Below are 20,287 nucleotides of genomic sequence, written 5' to 3' on the forward strand. Positions count from 1 at the left end.
TCCAATACCTTGGTATCAGTCATTTGCTTTATCTACTTTGTCTGCCTCGCTTTTAACGTTTATTATTAATAGCAGAGTAACAAAGGTAGTAAGGACAAGATAAACCCCTTTCATCTTGCCCTTTTGATACTTGTTTAAAAATGCTTTTTTAAAGGCACTTTTAAGAAATCTCTGAAAATTATGGCGCTTCTGTCTCTATCTCTGTCTGACCAACCATACCGCGGCGTACTTGGTCGCGCTCGATTGATTCAAACAATGCTTTAAAGTTACCTTCGCCGAAGCCTTCTTCGTAGTCGCCTTTACGCTGGATAAACTCAAAGAATACTGGGCTACCTAAGATAGTTTCAGAGAAAATCTGTAGTAGCAGACGCGGAACATCGCCCTCGGTCGTGCCATCTAACAAGATACCGCGCATCTGTAGCTCAGAGATATTCTCGCCATGACCTGGTAGACGCTCATCAAGCATCTTATAATAAGTATCATTTGGTGCCGTCATGAGTGGAATGCCCATCTCTCGCAATTTGTCGATGCTAGACAATAAATCATCACTCAATAGCGCGATATGCTGGATACCTTCGCCATTAAATTGCATTAAGTACTCTTCGATCTGACCGCCGCCCTGCTTCGACTCTTCGTTCAATGGGATACGAATTTTGCCATCAGGCGCCGTCATGGCTTTACTGGTCAAGCCAGTGTATTCACCCTTAATATCGAAATAACGGATTTCACGGAAGTTAAAGATACGCTCGTAGAAGTCAGCCCAGTAAGCCATGCGCCCACGGTAGACGTTATGCGTTAGATGGTCGATGACTTTGAAGCCAAAGCCTTTTGGATGCTTATCAACATCAGGCAGATATTCAAAATCGATGTCATAGATAGAATTACCAGCGGTAAAGCGGTCGATAAGATAAATGAGCGAGCCACCGATACCTTTGATTGCTGGTAGACGTAACTCCATCACCCCTGTTTTTACATCGACTGGTTCAGCACCGTTTTCGATCGCCAAATCATAAGCTTGTTGGGCATTTTTTACACGAAAACCCATGCTACAAGCACCGGCGCCATGCTCACCTAAAAAGTAGCTGCCATGGCTTTTTGGCTCACGGTTTAATATGAGGTTGATGTCTCCTTGGCGAAACAAGGCAACATCTTTTGAGCGGTGATTGGCGACATGGGTAAAGCCAAGGTTGCGAAACAGCTCTTCGACAAGCTCAGGCTCTTGTGAGACGAACTCAACAAAATCGAAGCCTTGTAGGCCCATAGGGTTGTCAAATAAATCTGCCATTGTCATCATCCTTAATTGCAATTGGTGGTATAAAGCGCTAAAAATCAGCTAAAAATAGATTTCATCAATCATTCTTATTGACGATGCATTTATATTAGATTAGCTTGATTTATAAGACTAATCGTATTTTTTGATTTATTTATCAGGTTTACTTATGAATATTAGCATTCGCCAACTCACCGCTTTTATCAGTGTCGCTGATAATGGCAGTTTTACTCGTGCCAGTGACCAAATGCATTTGACCCAATCTGCGGTCAGTGGATTGATAAAAGAGCTCGAATCTAGCCTTGGCATCGTATTATTTGATCGCACCACACGCCAGCTGTCTTTGTCGGCAGTCGGACGTCATCTGTTGCCGCAAGCGCGGCGCATTCTGAATGAGATGCAGCTGTTTGAAAATGAAGCCAGTAGCTTAACGAGCTTAGCGCAAGGTCAGGTCAGGCTCGCTGTATCACAGTTTGCGGCCTCCTCTATGCCAGCGGTTATCGCTCAGTTTGCCAAAGAATATCCTGAGATTAGCGTGTCTTTGCTCGATTGCTCAGCAGAAAATGTCTTAGAACACATTCAAAACATTGAGGTGGATTTGGGCGTGGGCACTGAGCTTGAATTTATGGACGCTGAAGATGACATCAGCGCCGATTTGTTATATCAGCTGCCATTCTGTGTGGTCATGCCTGATAGTCATGCTCTGGCACGTAAATCTGAGATTGTTTGGCAAGATTTGATTGATACGCCGCTCATTACCCTGCAAGGTCCATTTATTGAGCAAGTGACCGCAGAGCTTGATGAGCGTATCGCAAACCACATACAACAAGCACGCTATAAAGTAAATTTTATGTCGACAGCGCTCGAGATGACCCGTCAAGGCTTTGGTATTACCTTGTGTCTGCCTTATATGCCTGAGGTGATAGACTGGGTCAGCGCTAATGGTTTGCAGATGCGACCTTTGACGCAACCTGTCAAAATGCGCCGATTCTTTATTTACCAACGTTCATCGCGAGCTTTATCGCCGGCGAGTATCGCTTTTAAGCATTTTTTGCAGGGCTACTTTGCGACCCATTTTGATGATTTGCAAAATATTTAACAGCCAGCTTTATACCCCTTATCAAAGCAATTTAAACCATGATTCAAGAAAAAATGATATCACTAGGCAAAAAATGCATGAATTGGTGAGGATAATGGAATCTAACATTGAGTTAATGCCCAAACTGGTTTATGCTTTTTAGCGCCTCAACTTATACCTTTGTACTTATATCCCTTGTAAGGAAAACACATGTTTGAACGTATCGATTACTATGCCGGCGACCCAATCTTAGGATTGATGGACAAATTTGCAGCCGATAACAACCCAGATAAAGTCAATTTGGGTGTCGGTGTCTATTATGACGAAGATGGCAAAATGCCAGTACTTGAGTGTGTGAAAACCGCTGAACAACGTATTGCTGACCCTATCTCGCCGCGTCCGTACTTACCAATGGCAGGTTTACCAGGACATCGCAAAGGCTGTCAAGAATTGCTGTTTGGTAAAGACGCTCAGATTTTACAAGATGGCTTAGTGGCTACTATCGCGACCATCGGTGGCTCTGGTGCACTAAAAGTCGGCGCAGAATTCATCCACGAATGGTTCCCGCAGTCTAAGTGTTACGTGAGCGACCCTACATGGGGCAATCACATTGCTATTTTTGAAGGGTCTGACGTCGAAGTCGGTAAATACCCGTACTACGATACTGCTACTGGTGGCATCAAATTTGATGAGATGATCGCGTTTTTTGAGACATTGAATAAAGATGATGTTCTGCTGCTTCATCCTTGCTGTCATAACCCTACGGGCGTTGATTTGACTCGCGAGCAATGGGATCAAGTCCTAAACGTCATTCAAGCACGCGAGCTGATTCCGTTTATGGACATCGCTTATCAAGGCTTTGGTGAAGATATGGACAGCGATGCTTACGCGATTCGTAAAGCCGTCGATATGGGTCTGCCATTGTTTGTGAGTAACTCATTCTCTAAAAACTTATCGCTATATGGCGAGCGTGTCGGTGGTCTATCAGTTGTTTGCCCAACGGTAGATGAAACTGATCGCGTCTTTGGTCAGCTGAACTCTACGGTACGTCGTATCTACTCAAGCCCGCCATCACATGGTGGTCGCGTGGTTGATATCGTTATGAACGACGAAGCGCTACATGAGCAATGGGTTGGCGAAGTATATGCGATGCGTGACCGTATCAAATCTATGCGTACCAAACTCAAATCAGTATTAGAAGAAAAAATCCCAGGTCGTAGCTTTGATTACTTGACCGCCCAGAACGGTATGTTTAGCTTTACAGGTCTAACGCCTGAACAAGTTGCACAACTACAAAGCAAGTATGGTATCTACATGGTATCGAACTCGCGTATGTGTGTTGCCGGCTTAAACAGTACCAATATCGACTATGTTGCCAATGCGATGGTTGACGTTTTAAAAGATTAATTCCCTCATCGCTTTTATTAAAATATAAACAAAGGCTAAGTATCATTACTTAGCCTTTTTTCATGCGTTGGATTTCGTAGTGGTGATATTTTTAGCAAAAACAATAACCAAATAGCTTTTAGTCTCGGTCAAAACTCAATCAATTTATAGAACGAGCACATAAAAAAACTTGCAATCGATTACGCTATAAATTACATTATACGTAAGTAGTTAATTATAACGTAATTTAATATTCGCTTTAGCAAGGAGCCGATCATGTCAACGATTGACAAAAACCTCTCATCTTTCCTCGATATTGCAACCGATTCTGACTTCTCTATTCATAATCTGCCTTATGGCATTTTTAGTGAAAGTACTGACGGCAAACGTCGCGCTGGCGTGGCTATTGGTGAGCAAGTATTAGACTTATCGGTACTTGAAGCTGAAGGGCTATTGAGTTTAGACGGTGGTTCATATTTCGATCAAAACACGTTAAACGCCTTTATTAATTCTGGTCGAGACAATTGGAGCAAAGCGCGTAAAACGATTCAAACGCTACTCTCTAGTGATTGCGATACTTTACGTGACAACACAGATTTGCAGCAAAAAGCCCTATTTCAACAATCAGATGTCACTATGCATTTGCCGGTTCAAGTGCCCGGCTTTACCGATTTCTATTCGTCTAAAGAACACGCAACCAACGTCGGTACTATGTTCCGTGACCCAAGTAACGCCTTATTGCCTAACTGGACTGAGATGCCAGTAGGTTATAACGGACGCGCCAGCACCGTCATCGTCAGTGGTACAGATGTGATACGTCCATCGGGTCAGCTAAAACCCAATGCCGATGACCGCCCTATTTTCTCACCTTGTAAGCGTCTGGACTTTGAGCTTGAAACGGCATTTGTCGTTGGCAAAGGTAATAATATTGGTCAACCAATTGCCGTAGATAATGCTATTGATCATATTTTTGGTATGGTTTTGCTAAACGATTGGTCAGCTCGTGACATTCAAAAATGGGAATATGTGCCGTTAGGTCCATTTAACGCCAAAACTTTTGCCTCTGAAGTGTCTCCTTGGATTGTGACGATGGAAGCCTTAGCACCGTTCAAGATGCCATGCCCAACGCAAGAACCAAAGCCGCTTGCTTATCTAAACGAAAAAGACAGCAATAATAGTTATGATATCCATTTATCAGTAGAACTATTGCCTGAAAATGCTGAAGAAGCAACGGTGGTTTGCGAAACCAATTTTAAATATATGTACTGGTCAATGGCGCAGCAGTTGACTCACCATACTATTACTGGCTGTAAAGTAGAAGTGGGCGATATGATGGGTTCAGGGACTATCTCAGGACCGACGCCTGATTCTTATGGCTCGATGTTAGAGATTGCGTGGAATGCAACCAAACCTGTCACCCTCCAAGGCGGTAAGACACGCAGCTTTATCGAAGATGGTGACACGGTCATCATGAAAGGCTATAGCGAAAAAGATGGTATTCGTGTTGGCTTTGGTGAAGTACGCGGCAAAGTATTGCCTGCCCTTACCTTCGATTTTGACAAATAGTACTTATTTGTCGACCTTTATATAGTAAACGTTTATGTATAAAAAGGCGTGCAAACGATAGCGTTACGCTGTTAGGTGTCAATGATTTATATTCATAATTACTAACAGCCAACCGATTGATACAAATTGTACGCCCTATCAAAAGGAGTTTGATATGAGTTTTAAAATTGAAAAAATCCATCATGTGGCCTATCGCTGCAAAGACGCTAAAGAAACCGTTGAATGGTATAAAAAATATCTGAATATGGATTTCATCCTAGCATTCGCTGAGGATCATGTACCTTCGACCAAAGCCTTTGACCCTTATATGCATGTGTTTTTAGATGCGGGCAATGGCAATGTATTGGCATTTTTTGAAGTGCCTAATCAGCCTGAAATGGGCTTTGACCCTAATACGCCAAGCTGGGTACAACATCTAGCGATGAAGGTAAAAGACCGTGATGCCTTAATGGCAGCTAAAAAGCATTTGGAAGAAAACGGCATCGACGTGGTCGGTGTGACGAATCATGGCATCTTCCATTCTATCTATTTCTTCGATCCTAATGGACATCGTATGGAGCTTACTTACGATGATATTACCTCAGAAGAAAAAGTTTCGATGATTACTGAAGAGATGAAATATGAGATGCTGGACGAATGGTCACGTACCAAACGTGCGCCAGCACATACTCAGTTTTTACATGCAGAGGAGCTGGCTGAAGCACGAGAAGTCGCGCCTGCCGGTGAGTAATATTTTTTAGCGTTTAGATTATTCTTTATAAAATAGCTAAGATAATTTTTAGCTATTTTACGAGCTACACTATTTGATAACGTTGTGCAATTGCTAATATTTGCTCGACCACATTACGCTGATCACTCATGGGCAACTGCTCTGTGGTACCAATAATAGTAATGGCATACTCTAATGGCACGCTATCGGTTGATAGCTTGCTATTACTTGATGGACTTATATTGTTATCACGCTGCGGTATGATAACGGGAATAGTAATCGCATTAATCCCCATTAACATATCACCAGTAACAGTCGCATAGCCTTGGGTACGAACTTTCGCTCGCAACTGGTTAAAGTGCTGCCATTTCTCCGTTATTGCTTGCTCTTGCTTCGCCTGCCATTCTGCGATGACCAAGGGTTTGATAATGGTATCTGGCTGATAGCTTGCGAACAAATGGCCTGTAGCCGACGTGGTCAAGGGCATACGCGATCCGATACGAGTAATAATACTAATAGCGCTATCTGGTTCAACAGATTGAATGATAATAGGACCTTCGCTAAACCATTTAGCGATTTGTACACCACAATTAAGCGTGTCTTTGATCTCATTAGCAATATGCGTCAGACGATCCAAGATATTATTTTGATTAAACCCACTATGACCTACTGCTCCTAGCGCGCCCATTGCATGAACTCTATCACCAAGTCCATAACGTCCATCACTGAGCTGGCGAGCATAGTGTTTACGAATAAGACTGACCAAATAACGGTGGCACTTTGCTGGATGCATTTGCATGGCTTGTGCAATATCCTTTAGCATCATCGGCTCATTACAATCGATGAGCACGTCTAATATCGACAGCCCAATCTCAAGCGATTGTACGCCGCCTTGGTTTTTATTCATCGTAGGAAGATTTTCTATCAGGTTTTCAGCTGCTGGCATGGTTTACTCTGTGAATGATTAACTGAATGCGTTATCAATACAATATTAGAAAATTGAAATAAAGACTTAATGTCATAATAGGTATCTTTTACTCTTTAAGACATTAGTAAGCTCAGTAATTATAACCCTTTATCTTACTCACAACACAGCATAATAAAAGGAATGCATATGATGACACTTTATGGCTACTTTCGCAGTAGTACCTCTTACCGTACACGTATCGCAATGAATTTAAAGCAGTTAGATTACGATTACATTGCGGTTAATTTAGCAAAAGATGAGCAATTAGAAGCCGTCTTTCAATCTATTAATCCTCAAGGCTTGGTACCCGTCGTACAAGTAAATGATTTATGGTTGTATCAAAGTCCTGCTATTTTGGAGTGGTTAGAAGAGGTCTACCCTGAGCATCCTCTGTTGCCCAAAGACGCAGCAGGTCGCATGCAAGTAAGGGCTTTGAGCGCTATGATTGGCTGTGATATCCATCCGCTAAATAACCGACGTGTTTTGCAGTATCTACGTAATGAGCTGTCAGTAGATGAAGATCAAGTCATGGCTTGGTGCCATCGCTGGATGAGTGAAGGTTTTGACGCTCTCGAAAAACGCTTGGCACAAGACAAAACACGCGGTAAATTCTGCTATGGCGACAGCCCTACTTTTGCAGATTGTTATCTGATTCCGCAGGTCTCTTCTGCCGAACGCTTCAAGGTAGATCTCAGTGCTTATCCAAATATCGTTGCGATCGACGCCCACTGTCGAACATTAAAGGCTTTTGCCGACGCCGACCCTATGGTGCAGCCTGATGCACCAAATGCTTGATATAAGCTGCAAAAAAGCCTCCTAAATCGGAGGCTTTTTTCTGAAAATATAGTGGTGCTATTGCCATTTATACTCTCTAACTTAAAGTATGGAAAATAGGCTATTCAAATATTCATATCATATTGTGTTGCAGCCACTGTTTTTATGGGTACTGCGAACAGCCAAGCCGTACCACAATTACAGTAAAAACAGCCATCTTTAAATTCGACAATATAAGCGGTAAAATCGTTACCACAATGATCCATCATCGCTTGTTCGTCACTGTCATCATCGACTGCGCACCATATTTGTTTGTCACCTCGTGCAAGCAATGCGCGTGTTAAATCGCTTCCTCTCAACTCATTATTCATACCCAGCTCCTTAACTTCTCTCACCATAGTTTGAGCTATTCGTCATGAAATATAGGGTTTTCTATACTGATATTTATTAATGATCTTTATCGTTGCTAAAGCGATGAGCTTAATATAAGCGATGCAAATCCATTTGCTACTCATCTGTACCCATCAAAAATTATGCCTATATTTAACGATGATTTACCTTTCTTGCTCTATTCTATAAACGCTTTGTATCCTAGCTGTCTTATTGTAACGCTATGCAAGCAAAAGTGTAACAACCAGATATAGTATTTCCGATGAATGGTCAAGATATGAATATGAACGGTCAGTACATTTAAAAATATTACTAAGTGGCATGCATATTTATCAGATTTGGCACCTTATAACCTAATAGTTCTTTGAATATTATCGATTAAATGAACGATGATGATGCACTATCGATATTAAATTTTTAGAATAGTTTTCAGTAGTTAAAAACCCTAATGAAAATCTTGTTTTTTATTAACCTATGTAACATTTCTCAATTTTTGAGTGAGTATTAGAGACCAAAATCGGTGCGAAAAATCAGGTAAAATAGTTTTATGACAATACATGTTACAACAACAAACACTAAGCCTGCCGTTAGCCAATCTAACCTTCGCAAAATCATTCATATCGATATGGATGCTTTTTATGCCAGTGTAGAACAGCGCGATTTCCCTGAGCTACGTGGCAAGCCATTGGTGGTTGGCGGCGATCCCAATGGTCGCGGTGTGGTTGCGGCAGCCAGCTATGAAGTTCGTAAGTTTGGCGTACGCTCCGCCATGTCATGCTATGAAGCCAGAAAGCGCTGTCCTGACGTGATATTTGTATCGCCGCGCTTTGATGTTTACCGTGCTGTTAGTGTTGAGATACGTCGTATCATGCACAGTCTGACCCCACATGTTGAGCCGTTATCATTAGATGAAGCCTATTTGGATGTTACTGGATTGTCTGTTCATCAAGGCTCAGCCACGTTAATGGCAAATTGGTTACGAGCGCAGATTTTAGAACAAACGGGTCTAAACGCCTCTGCCGGTGTCTCATTTAATAAAATGCTGGCGAAAATTGCCTCTGATATTAATAAACCTAATGGCACAGCGGTCATCACGCCAGCGGATGCTGATGCCTTTATCAGCACTTTGCCTATTGAACGCTTCCACGGTATTGGTAAGGCAACGGCCAAACGCCTGCATGCAATGGGTGTTAGTAACGGCGCTGACCTTCGGCGTACGCCAGCTGCCATACTAGTCAATGAGTTCGGTAAGCGTGGACAGTTTTATCATGATATCGCTCATGGACGTGACGAGCGTGCGGTCAAGTCTGAGCGTACACACAAATCGGTTGGCTCTGAGACTACGTTTAGAGAAAACTTAACGGATGATAATGAACTAAAAATACAAGTCTATGAACAAAATGCTGATGCCTTTAGTCAGCTGCACAAAAAACAGCTCATTGCCTATACTATTACTCTAAAGGTCAAATACGCAGATTTTACTCAAGTCACGCGCTCGCATACCTTATCGAAGGCATTTGATAGCGCAGAATCCGCTCACTTTTGCTTAGATAAGCTATTTTTGGACATTCCGCGTACTCTTCCTATTCGATTGGTTGGTGTGACATTTTCCTCACTGACATCTGCAACGCAAGTCACGCCACAATTAAATTTATTTGAATGATTTTTCGCCTGAATTCTTTAGAGAGTTTTCCTAAATAAATATCTCAATTTTTTACTTAGGCTATTTTATTTATATTTAGAGGTAAATAAAAAAGTCCTACTTAGTAAAACATTCTTTCATATCCTCATTTCTGCTACAATTGCCTTCAAAATTCCCACCTATCGAAAGACTTTCTTATGACTGATTCTGAACCTCAAACCTTAAATAATAACTCTGAAATTACTGCCAGTCATAATGACGATATTTTAGAGTATCTAAGTGTTGATGATTATGATTATGAACTACCAGACCAGCTGATTGCCCGTTATCCATTGGCACAGCGCTCCGCGTCAAAGCTACTTTATTTGCCTGCTAACAATGCTAATCGTCAGGTTGAAGTTGAAGATAAGCTGTTTTCTGAGTTGCCAGAATTACTTAATGCAGGCGACTTGATTGTTTTTAACGATACCAAGGTGATGAAAGCGCGCTTATTTGGTCAAAAAGATACCGGTGGAAAGATTGAAGTATTAATAGAGCGTTTGGTCGCTCTATCCGACTTAAATAGCGCGGATCTAGACACAATAACGTCAAACTCTGACATCATAGACATGAAGGTTATTGCAAAAAAGCATATCGCTCTTTGTCATGTTAAAGCCAGTAAAGCGTTGAAGCTTGGACAAGGTCTTGTACTTGCTGATAGTCATATGACTGGTGTCATGATTGGACGCCAAGAGAACTTATTTATCTTGGCTTTTGATACGCCCATTTTGCCTGACTTAGAGCGTTATGGTGAGCTGCCTATTCCACCCTATTTCGAACGCCATGCCGATGCGACCGACAATACTCGCTATCAGACTGTTTTTCATGACCCTGCTAAGCTTGCCAGCGTCGCTGCCCCGACAGCAAGCTTACATTTTGACGATATTGTATTAGAAAAGCTGGCGGCAAAAGGTATTCAAACCGCTTTTGTTACACTGCATGTCGGCGCAGGTACTTTTGCTCCGGTAAAAACAGAGAACCTGCTGAATCATACGATGCATAGCGAATATGCACACCTGCCTCAAGCCACTGCCGACCTTATCAATCAGACCCATGCCAATGGCAAGCAAGTCATTGCTATTGGGACTACTGTCACACGTGTCCTTGAAACGGCCTACCAACAAACTGCAGTCGATGGACAGCCGCTCTCTGGCTGGGCAGGTGATACCGAGATTTTTATATATCCCGGTTTTGAGTTTGGCGTCGTAGATAAGCTACTGACCAATTTTCACTTGCCAAAGTCTACGTTGCTGATGCTAGTATCCGCATTTGCGACAAAAAAATCTATTGAAGAAGCTTATCAACATGCCATCGAATCCGAGTATCGATTTTTTAGTTATGGTGATGCCATGCTGCTTGATAAAAAAGTTGACTGATGTGTGTAAATATTAAACATGCAATTGAACTATTGGTCACAACAGCAGTGGAATAAACTGGTAAACTAAACAGTATTTTGTTATAACAACACAGACAACTTCTACTCCAAAGGGCTGCATATGTCTTGTCATTTATCTTATCGCTTGACTAGCATACATCGCGCAGTATCGATGGCATTGTTTTATTCAATAAGTTATGCAGCCTTAGTATCTAGCGCCCAAGCAGCAAACATTGGCAAAACAGTTGTTATTTCAGCTCAGCACGAACCTTTAGTTGCCAGTATTATGGTCACTGATATTGAAAACACGGATTTTTCAGCCAGTTTGGCAAATTCTGCCATTTATCAGCAAATGGGTCTAACCCCAACTGATTCCATGATCGTACGCTTTCATCCGACTTCAGCTACAAGTGGTCAAGTTTTTATTACCACCACCAAGCCTATGTCCAAACCCTTTGCTGATGTGGTTCTAGCAATTAATGATGGCAATCAGCGTAATGTTATTCCAAAAACATTACTGATGCCGCTTAATGATAGCTTGCCGATTGCGACTTCTAAAAATATCGTAACAGGCGCAAAAAAGCCTAATTTACCCGTGGTTTCTACAACTAACGCGCAGCCATTGACGGTTAGAAATGGTGCACCGCCACCTTTATTATCATCTGGTTCATCGAAACCTACACTAAAGGCTGAAACATTACCCGAGCGCAATGTTCAATCGCCGAATATACGAGTACCTGTTATTCAAACGCCAAGTATCCAAGCGTCAAGCTCACAAATACCAAGCCTTCAAGCAACAGCTATACCCTCTGGCTTACCAACAGCAGTTGCAACAACGACACAAAGCAATATCACAACCTATGCGCCTAGCCGTTTAGAAAACGGTCGATTAAATAATCCTATTGATATAAAAAACGATAGTGTCATGGCGGGCGCAAATAATGACAATAATACAGCTTTAACCGTTTCATCAAATAGTACGCTTTCTGCTACTAGCGAGATTGATAAACAGTTCGATATTTTAAATATACAAATTACTCGTCAGATACAGCCGAAGAGTCAAAACAATACAGATATGATGGTTGCTAGTCCTATGGCGCTCAAAACCCTGACGCCGAATGAAGCAGCTTTCACCAATAAAAATAAAGCTATTATCCCAAATGATAGTAATAATATGGTCGCTACAGCCCCACTCAACAATATTCCCCCTAACTCGAATGTTTGGCAGAAAGCAGTGACGCCTAAAACGTCGGCCGCAGCAAAAAACACTTCAAGCCAAGTATCAGATGAGTCAGCTAGTAGCGAGATCAATTATACCGTGCAGCGTAACGACAACTTGTGGGTGATTGCACAGCAAATCGCAGAGAAGAACAATATCGACGTTCAAACCGTTATGAAAGAAATTCAGACGCAAAATCCTGACGCTTTTATCAATAGAAACGCCAATCAATTAAAAGCAGATGCACAGTTGAGTTTACCTAATTATGATGCGCTACCTTCCCAGCAAAAACTTGAAGCTGCTATCAGTGCTCAAAGGCAATATAGAGGCGCCAATACACCTGTCGCAAAAAAACCAACTGCATCAAATCCTGTGTCCAAAGGTGACAATACGCAAGCAACAAAACATACTGAAAAGCCGGCGACCACTAAGACTCAAATTTTACCAAAGGCGCAGTTTTCTGTCCTTGCTCCCGGTCATGAAGGCAGCGCAGATGGCACTAAAACCAAAGCAGGCATGGCAACAGGTAACGGACTTAGCATGGAAGTGTTAAGCCTGCTTAAATCATCAAGACAAAGTACCGCTTCACAAGCGCAGCAGTTATCAAAAACTAGTGGTACGCTTGAGAGCTATACTCGCAAATTACAATTACAAAATCGAAAACTGGCTGAGCTGCAAGCTCGTCTCAAAAAATTACGCAATCAATAACTGCCTAACAGATCAATGCAAGCAGCTCTGATCGTAGGCGTGGGAGTAACTATGGACAATATGCTATATATCATCGCCGGATTGGTGGTTATTTTACTCGTTGCGGTCTTGGTCATGCGCAAAAACAAAGCGCAAAAGCCATCAGAGCATTTGAGTACAAATACTGGCAAAATTGAGCCCTTATCGAAGCATGCTGCTTCTAGAAGTACGCCTACTCAAACAGCTATCAATCATGAGAAAAGGTTTGATCATATTGAGATTGCTCAACGTTTTATGGACCAACAGCGCTATGATAAAGCGATTGAAACGCTCAATCGCGGCTTAAGCGAAAAGCCAAATGATAGCCAATTATCTCTCAAGCTCCTTGCGGTATATGCCACGATAGATGAGTCTGAGAATTTTAATAAAGTCTATGATGCTATTAAAGCAAATAATGATGACAAAAGTATCGCACAAGCTGATGAGTTAAAAGCTTTGCTGACTGAAGAACAAAACCAAGTCGATAAGCGAACATTGCCAGCAGATAATAGTCAAAGCGCTAAATTTGAAAAACGTATATTAGCAAATAATAATCAAAACGCTGGATTTGAAAGTTTAGATTTCGATTTACCGACCAATAAAGCGAGCAGCAATAGTCCCGTCCTTGATACTAATACGGTTCAAAATGTTGAATACAAAAACGACTTGTCAGAGGCTACTAATGAAACCTTAGCAGCTTCGAATGCTTTTGATGATAATAATTTCGATGATATTGAGCAAGCGTTTGATCTTAGTCTGAGTGATTTAGAAGATGGCACTAATAAACCTGTCCATACTAGTAATAACTCGGTATCTGTCACCACGCTTGATGTAGTAGATGAAGATATTTTTGCGCCTGCAACTGTGGTTATAGACACTGACAGCGACACTGATAATAGCCCTAGTACTGACAGCGATTTTGATTTTGAGTTATCTGAGCACAGTCTTGCATCTATAGAGGCTCCCACCAATGACGCTACCGATGACGCTACCGATGACGCTACCGATGATAGTTTTAACAGCAGCTTAAATGAGCTATCATTAGAAGATGACTTTGTCTTAGATTTAAACAGTGACGCCGATACCAATAACGTTATCAATAATGCACCTGCCACAACAGAGACAATTTATTTAGATGATGACCATCTGACCTTATCTTTACACAGTGATGATGTGTCGAATGAGACGCCAGATCAAATAGAAATTCAGCATTCTATTGTCGAAGATAATTTTGAAGATTTTAGTTTCGAAGATATCAGTATTGAAGATGCAAATATTGAAGATACAAGCGCTGAAGAAATAGATATCATAAAAAATGAGTCCGACGCTTCTAGCAGTGCCCCTACTACTCTGATGTTCGATGATGATACGGTAATAGACGATGATTTTGACTTTGATTCTTTATCTTTATCAGAGTCTACAACAGCAAGCACGCCAGTTGAAGTTGATAGCGAATATGCCAATACTCATCTCGACAATGCTATTGATATAGCTCCTGCAGCTGACACTAGCAGTACTGAAGATTTTTCGTCACGGTTCGCAGCAGATTTTGATTTTGTTAAATCCTTAGATAGCAATCAAGTCACGCTAGATTTAGCAGGTCAATACGTGCAACTTGGCGAATACGATAGTGCCAAACGCCTACTCAATGAAGTCATTGCTAAAGGCAATAGTGAACAGCAGCAGCAAGCACAACGATTGCTTGATCGCACTGCTTAAAATGACTGGTGTGATAGCGAGTATTCTAGCCACTTAGAATACTCGCTGCATTTATAATAATGGTGCTTTTTCTATCTCTTTTCTTTCAATAATTCTGCTCTATCGTCTATTCAATTTAAAACCAATACAGTGCACTCATCTATGACAAATACAATCCCTGCACCTATTCAACTTATTTATGCTGGCGGCACTTTTGGGAGTTATGGTCGTCCATTAGCGCCGCTATCAGCAGAGGTTTTTTTGCCAACTTTGCAGCAACTACTGGCAGAATCGGATAATGCGCTTAATCTATCGCCCATTGCTTGGCTTCACAATACTCTAATTAAGGACAGCAGTCAGTTTACACCCAGTGATTTTGTGCATTTTTACCAGCTTTTACTGTCGGCATATCAACAAGGCAGTAGACGTTTTGTGTTAATTACGGGCACGGATACACTCAGTTATTTGGGAGCGTTCTTAGCAGAAGCCTTTGCAGGTAGCGATATTTGTATTGTCGTTACTGGTAGTATGCGTCCGCTCCTAGATAGTGAGGAACTGCACTCTTATAAAGTAGATGCACAGAGTGATGCTTGGAACAACCTTACTGACTCGTTAAAGCTAGCAAGTGCAGGTGAATCTGGGGTGAAGATTGCCTTCGGCGGCGAATCATGGCCAGCGCAAACAGTACAAAAAATACATAGCCATGACTTTATGGCATTTACTGGTCACTCTAGAGCGGCTTATCCTGCCAATAGTTATGTCAAAAGCTTGCCAGATACTCATCGGCAGCATTGGCTTGATGACCAACAAGATATTAGTGCTGAGATTGCAGTTCGTGCCGAGCACGCTTACGTTCATGCATTGTACTGCTTGCCCAATGCAACCGACGCATTAAACCAACAGCTGCGCGCCTTATTATCACAGCCGCCTTGTGGCATTATTTTATTAGGCTATGGTGCTGGCAACGTTCCTTACTCAGTAGAGTTGGCAGAAGCCTTGCAACTGGCTTATGAAAAAGGTCATATGGTCGTATGCGCTAGCCAATCGCCGTTTGGCGGCGTAAGTGACACTTATGCTGCGGGCAGTTGGCAATACGATTATCAAGTGGTTGCAGGCGGTCGTTTAACCATTCCGGCCATTTATGCACGCTTGCTATGGTTACTGCTACGCTACGATAGCCCAGCAAGGCGTCGACAACGCTGGTTAAATAACGTCCAGCAAACGAGCACCAGTATCAAAAAACGCTAAACCATCACTCATAAACTTTGTATAAACTCCAAAATGACCATATCCGTAAACGCAAGTAACGAAGCAAAGCGTCCAACCTATACCTTAGCCATTGCTATTGAATTTTTGGGTACTCACTATCATGGTTGGCAACGCCAAAGAGAGGTACTTGGCGTACAAGAAGCGTTAGAGACCGCCATTAGTACTGTTGCCAATGAACCAGTAGAAGTGATTGCTGCAGGGCGCACAGACTCAAGTGTTCATGCTGGTAATATGATTGCCCATTTTGTTACTCATGCTTATCGACCCTCGCACAATTGGCTACGTGGTGTAAATAGTCTTTTGCCTGATGATATCGCTTTACGCTGGGTTCAGCCGATGCCTGCTGACTTTCATGCGCGTTTTGCCGCAATTGCTCGTCGTTATCGTTATGTTACTCTCAATCAAACTCAGCGTCCTGCCATCCTCAACCATCAAGTGACACATATTCACGAGCCGCTTGACCTAAAAGCCATGCAGCTTGCAGCATCTGATATCGTTGGTACACATGATTTTAGTAGCTACCGTGCTGCCGCTTGTCAATCTAATCAGCCCGTGCGCCATATTAGCCATGCCAATCTTTTTACTCATGGTCAGTTTATCGTCTTCGATATTCAAGCTGATGGATTTTTGCACCATATGGTGCGAAACCTGATGGGCACGTTATATGCTATCGGCAGACACGAGTTAGAACCGGCTGACTTCTTAAAGATTTTGGCTAAAAAGAATCGGACGCTCGCACCACCAACTGCTTCAGGTGATGGCTTGTATTTCATTAATGCCTATTATCCTGAGCATTTTCAAAACTTACTGCCCGATGCGCCGCTCACGCCTATTTGGCTCAACCTTCCCGATTAAATTCATATAATCTGACATACATATCACTTACAGGCTGTCAAGTAAAAATCAGGTTCCGTATTGCTTTAATCTGCTAACTTACGTATAATATGGGCTTATTTTAAATTGATTGATGATACAAATTATGGCAAAAGACGAGATTATTGAATTTGAAGGCGAAGTCATTGACACCCTTCCAAATACTTTGTTTAAAGTTCGTTTAGAAAACGGACACGAAATTATTGCGCACATCTCAGGTAAGATGCGTAAGCATTACATCCGAATTTTGACTGGTGATAAAGTTAAGGTTGAGATGACACCTTATGATTTGTCTAAAGGTCGCATTACTTACCGTGGTAAAAACTAAATTCTTATCTACTAAGATAGTTATAAGAGCATATGTATAATGCTTGAGTGGTTTAACTGATAATAATAATGATACTGCTAACCTACTCATTATTGCCTATCATATTTTAGTAAGTTAATATGTTTTTTACCATAAAAAATACCGCTAGATATCAGCGGTATTTTTTTGTCTAAAATTTAGCCGTTATTTAAATTCAACAGTTGCACCACTTTGTATCACCCCAAGTAATGCAAGCGCATCCCAATTGGTTAGACGTATACATCCCGCTGATGCCTGACGACTGATACGAGCAGGATCAGGCGAACCATGAATCCCATAAGACGGCTTACTGAGTCCAATCCATACCGAACCTACAGGGTTGTTAGGACCGGGTGGTAAAATAGACTTGCTGCCGTTCTCTGCTGTATAAGTATAATTGGGCTCGTGTACCTTAACTGCAACTGTATGCGTACCTGTTGGTGATGGCGTCGCTGTACTTCCTACTGTGGTTGGATAGCTAGCAACCAAGATGCCTTTATCATCATATGCATACAATGTTTCGGTAGTCTTATCAGCAACCACTCGACTAACAGGTTTGATATTAGGATTGCCTGGATTGTAGACAGTAATGGTTTCGCCTACTGCAAATTTAGCATTAGGATTGAGCGCCTTAAGATAACTTTCACTGATATGAAACTTTTCCGCTAAACCTTCAATGACAGTTTCATAGTACATCCCTTCAAGCTTGGATTTGGCTTCTGCTCCTGCTGGAATAACCGTGGTTTTTATATTGATATCTGCATCAGTGAGCTGATAGTTGACCAATACCGGTTGTGCCATAAGCTTATCATTCTTGGTCAATGCCTGCCACGTCTCAATATTCAATGTATCGGTCACTGCCAACCCATTTGCCATCTGAAAAGCCTGCATCGCCTTACGAGAGTTCTTTCCCCAATAGCCATCAACTGCACCAACACCATTTTGATGCCAGTTTAATAGAGCTTGCAGCTTAGTGGTAGTATCACGATTTCTCTTCATACCTTGTTTCCAAGTAGCACTATTTACCTTTTGCGCCTCCATTGGTAGATTTTCAGTGGTATATTTTATGGTCGGTAAATACTTATTCAACGATACTGCTGTCTTACTTTTACCAGCAACTTTTTGACTTACGCCATTGGTTACTGGGCTGACATCGTTGTTATTACTAGTTACTTGATTTGTATTATTGGACTCTATGCTCTTAGTGGCAGTACCTTTTGCACTTCCTTCGACCGTGTCATTTTTGACATCGCTCGTTACTGCAATACTTTGCCCCATAAATAAAATGGTCGATAGACCAAGCGCTGCGATTGCCGTGCTGATTTTGGTCAATTGATACATGTATTACTCCAATTTGTTAAGTTATATTTTTTATTACAAACAACTTATAAGTAATTATAAAATTATTACCATTAATGCCCAATTAGGATTATATAATTAGTTCAACATACCATATGTCCATGTCAAAAAGCCTGTGACTAGTATAGGACTGATTTTACAATGTGGATTGAGCCAGTAGATATTAATTTATCTAAACCAGTTATAGATAAGCTATGGTGACATATTCCCATGTGAGCATATAACAGCATTGTGTTAATAAGCGCATTAGACTGCAGTATCTGTGTTAAAACAAATGCTTTTATGCAGCTTTCTGTTTAAAGACGTTAACATTAAAAGCGAACAGTAAAAAACCCACAACTTGCTTAGCAAATTATGGGTTCATTATTATAAATTTTCAAAAATTCAGATTAGGATAAAGTAATCTCTATTAAATCAGTTTTGCCAATACGGCTTGCCCCATTTGCTGACAACCGACTTGTATAAGTCCAGCTTCATTACGATCCAAGATATCGACCGTACGTAAACCATCATCAAGCACATCACTGACCGCTTGTTCAATCGCTTGTGCTGCTGCTTCTTGTTTAAAAGTATAACGTAACATCATAGCGACTGATAAAATGGTCGCTAGTGGATTGGCTATATCTTGTCCTGCGATATCAGGCGCTGAACCATGACAAGGCTCATACATGCCTTTGCCCGCTTCATCAAGGCTGGCTGATGGCAGCATGCCAATAGAACCCGTCAGCATCGCTGCTTCATCAGATAAGATATCACCAAACAGATTACCAGTGACCATAACATCGAACTGTTTAGGGTCTTTAATCAGCTGCATACAAGCATTGTCAGCATACATATGAGATAACGCCACATCGCTATACTCTGACTGCTGTAATTCAATCATCGTCTGTTTCCAAAGCTCAGTAACTTCCAATACATTGGCTTTGTCGATAGAGCAAACTTTGGCAGCGGTTCCTGCTGCTTGCGCGCGTGTTTGCGCCAATTCAAAAGCAACTTTGCCGATACGATTGATTTCGCTGGTGCTATACACCATAGTGTTATAGCCTTGCTGCTCACCATTTTCTAGTGTACGAATACCGCGCGGCTCACCAAAATAAATACCACCAGTCAGTTCACGCACGATCAGCAAATCTAAGCCTGAAATAATCTCAGATTTAATGCTTGAAGCATTCACAAGCTGCGGATAAAGTTTGGCTACACGCAGATTGGCAAACAAACCAAGCTCACTACGGATTTTTAGCAAACCGCGCTCAGGACGTTTGCTACGTTCGATACCATCCCACTTAGGACCACCAACTGCACCTAATAACACTGCATCTGCTGCGCGTGCACGTTGTAGCGTCTCTTCTGGCAAAGGTTCACCTGTTGCATCAACTGCCACACCGCCGATCAATCCAGACTCAAGGGTAAAACCTAACGCAAACTTATCATTGACAGCGTTCAGCACATCAATGGCCTGAGTCATGATTTCAGGGCCAATACCATCGCCCGCTAATGTTAAAATCGTTGCCATACTGGTCCTTGAGGTTGAGTAAATTTATATTTCTATAACTTATTTTATGCTTGCTTTTGTTTTTAGCTAATAACGACAGGCTTTTAAT

17 protein-coding genes are annotated in these 20,287 nt (G+C 41.8%); 12 read left to right on the forward strand and 5 right to left on the reverse strand.

Features of this window, described 5'->3' with window-relative positions:
* Positions 1-178: 178 nt before the first annotated feature.
* On the reverse strand, positions 179-1,285 hold the full coding sequence (gene hppD / locus VLA57_RS01020; protein ID WP_020443699.1) for a 4-hydroxyphenylpyruvate dioxygenase: 1,107 nt from the start codon (positions 1,283-1,285) through the stop codon (positions 179-181).
* A 154-nt stretch (positions 1,286-1,439) separates the two neighbouring features.
* Between hppD and VLA57_RS01025 the strand changes: the two genes are divergently transcribed.
* The 4 genes from VLA57_RS01025 (at position 1,440) to VLA57_RS01040 (ending at position 6,030) form a co-directional block, all read left to right on the forward strand.
* Positions 1,440-2,369 carry a LysR family transcriptional regulator gene (locus VLA57_RS01025; RefSeq protein WP_333954069.1) on the forward strand — a complete coding sequence of 310 codons (930 nt, stop codon included), beginning with the start codon at positions 1,440-1,442 and terminating at the stop codon, positions 2,367-2,369.
* 189 nt (positions 2,370-2,558) lie between these two features.
* Positions 2,559-3,755, forward strand: coding sequence for an amino acid aminotransferase (locus VLA57_RS01030; protein WP_011513886.1), 1,197 nt, complete (start codon positions 2,559-2,561; stop codon positions 3,753-3,755).
* A gap of 255 nt (positions 3,756-4,010) precedes the next feature.
* Positions 4,011-5,300 (forward strand): fumarylacetoacetase, encoded by a 1,290-nt coding sequence (fahA, locus tag VLA57_RS01035; protein ID WP_333954070.1) that lies wholly within the window; start codon positions 4,011-4,013, stop codon positions 5,298-5,300.
* 154 nt (positions 5,301-5,454) lie between these two features.
* Positions 5,455-6,030 (forward strand): VOC family protein, encoded by a 576-nt coding sequence (locus VLA57_RS01040; RefSeq protein ID WP_020443703.1) that lies wholly within the window; start codon positions 5,455-5,457, stop codon positions 6,028-6,030.
* Positions 6,031-6,094: 64 nt separating this feature from the next.
* On the opposite strand, the gene VLA57_RS01045 is transcribed toward VLA57_RS01040, so the two are convergent.
* Positions 6,095-6,955, reverse strand: a complete 861-nt coding sequence (locus tag VLA57_RS01045) for an IclR family transcriptional regulator (RefSeq protein WP_333954071.1) — start codon at positions 6,953-6,955, stop codon at positions 6,095-6,097.
* Positions 6,956-7,126: 171 nt separating this feature from the next.
* Here VLA57_RS01045 and maiA point away from each other — a divergent pair, with 171 nt between their 5' ends.
* Positions 7,127-7,771 carry a maleylacetoacetate isomerase gene (maiA, locus tag VLA57_RS01050; RefSeq protein ID WP_333954463.1) on the forward strand — a complete coding sequence of 215 codons (645 nt, stop codon included), beginning with the start codon at positions 7,127-7,129 and terminating at the stop codon, positions 7,769-7,771.
* A 104-nt stretch (positions 7,772-7,875) separates the two neighbouring features.
* On the opposite strand, the gene VLA57_RS01055 is transcribed toward maiA, so the two are convergent.
* The gene (locus tag VLA57_RS01055) at positions 7,876-8,121 is read right to left on the reverse strand and encodes a hypothetical protein (RefSeq protein WP_227673011.1); all 246 of its coding nucleotides are present in this window, start codon (positions 8,119-8,121) and stop codon (positions 7,876-7,878) included.
* Between the two features lie 566 nt (positions 8,122-8,687).
* On the opposite strand from VLA57_RS01055, the gene dinB reads away from it, so the two are divergent.
* The 7 genes from dinB (at position 8,688) to infA (ending at position 17,309) form a co-directional block, all read left to right on the forward strand.
* Positions 8,688-9,803: a DNA polymerase IV gene (dinB, locus tag VLA57_RS01060; protein WP_333954072.1), complete on the forward strand. Its 1,116-nt coding sequence runs from the start codon at positions 8,688-8,690 to the stop codon at positions 9,801-9,803.
* 176 nt (positions 9,804-9,979) lie between these two features.
* Positions 9,980-11,197, forward strand: coding sequence for a tRNA preQ1(34) S-adenosylmethionine ribosyltransferase-isomerase QueA (gene queA / locus VLA57_RS01065; RefSeq protein ID WP_333954073.1), 1,218 nt, complete (start codon positions 9,980-9,982; stop codon positions 11,195-11,197).
* Between the two features lie 120 nt (positions 11,198-11,317).
* Positions 11,318-13,123 (forward strand): type IV pilus assembly protein FimV, encoded by a 1,806-nt coding sequence (locus tag VLA57_RS01070; protein WP_333954074.1) that lies wholly within the window; start codon positions 11,318-11,320, stop codon positions 13,121-13,123.
* 51 nt (positions 13,124-13,174) lie between these two features.
* Positions 13,175-14,860 carry a FimV/HubP family polar landmark protein gene (locus VLA57_RS01075; protein ID WP_333954076.1) on the forward strand — a complete coding sequence of 562 codons (1,686 nt, stop codon included), beginning with the start codon at positions 13,175-13,177 and terminating at the stop codon, positions 14,858-14,860.
* 141 nt (positions 14,861-15,001) lie between these two features.
* Positions 15,002-16,087 (forward strand): asparaginase, encoded by a 1,086-nt coding sequence (locus tag VLA57_RS01080; RefSeq protein WP_333954078.1) that lies wholly within the window; start codon positions 15,002-15,004, stop codon positions 16,085-16,087.
* 33 nt (positions 16,088-16,120) lie between these two features.
* Positions 16,121-16,963 (forward strand): tRNA pseudouridine(38-40) synthase TruA, encoded by an 843-nt coding sequence (gene truA / locus VLA57_RS01085; protein WP_333954079.1) that lies wholly within the window; start codon positions 16,121-16,123, stop codon positions 16,961-16,963.
* A gap of 124 nt (positions 16,964-17,087) precedes the next feature.
* A complete protein-coding gene (gene infA / locus VLA57_RS01090; protein WP_010199824.1) occupies positions 17,088-17,309 on the forward strand; it encodes a translation initiation factor IF-1 in 222 nt (73 codons plus the stop codon).
* Between the two features lie 183 nt (positions 17,310-17,492).
* Here infA and VLA57_RS01095 read toward each other — a convergent pair whose 3' ends face one another.
* Complete coding sequence (locus VLA57_RS01095; protein WP_333954080.1) at positions 17,493-18,668, reverse strand: L,D-transpeptidase family protein; 1,176 nt, start codon at positions 18,666-18,668, stop codon at positions 17,493-17,495.
* 427 nt (positions 18,669-19,095) lie between these two features.
* The gene (leuB, locus tag VLA57_RS01100) at positions 19,096-20,199 is read right to left on the reverse strand and encodes a 3-isopropylmalate dehydrogenase (RefSeq protein WP_333954083.1); all 1,104 of its coding nucleotides are present in this window, start codon (positions 20,197-20,199) and stop codon (positions 19,096-19,098) included.
* Positions 20,200-20,287: the final 88 nt, after the last annotated feature.

This window comes from Psychrobacter sp. S4(2024) (assembly GCF_036861305.1).
In the GTDB taxonomy this organism is placed as follows: Bacteria; Pseudomonadota; Gammaproteobacteria; order Pseudomonadales; family Moraxellaceae; genus Psychrobacter; species Psychrobacter cryohalolentis.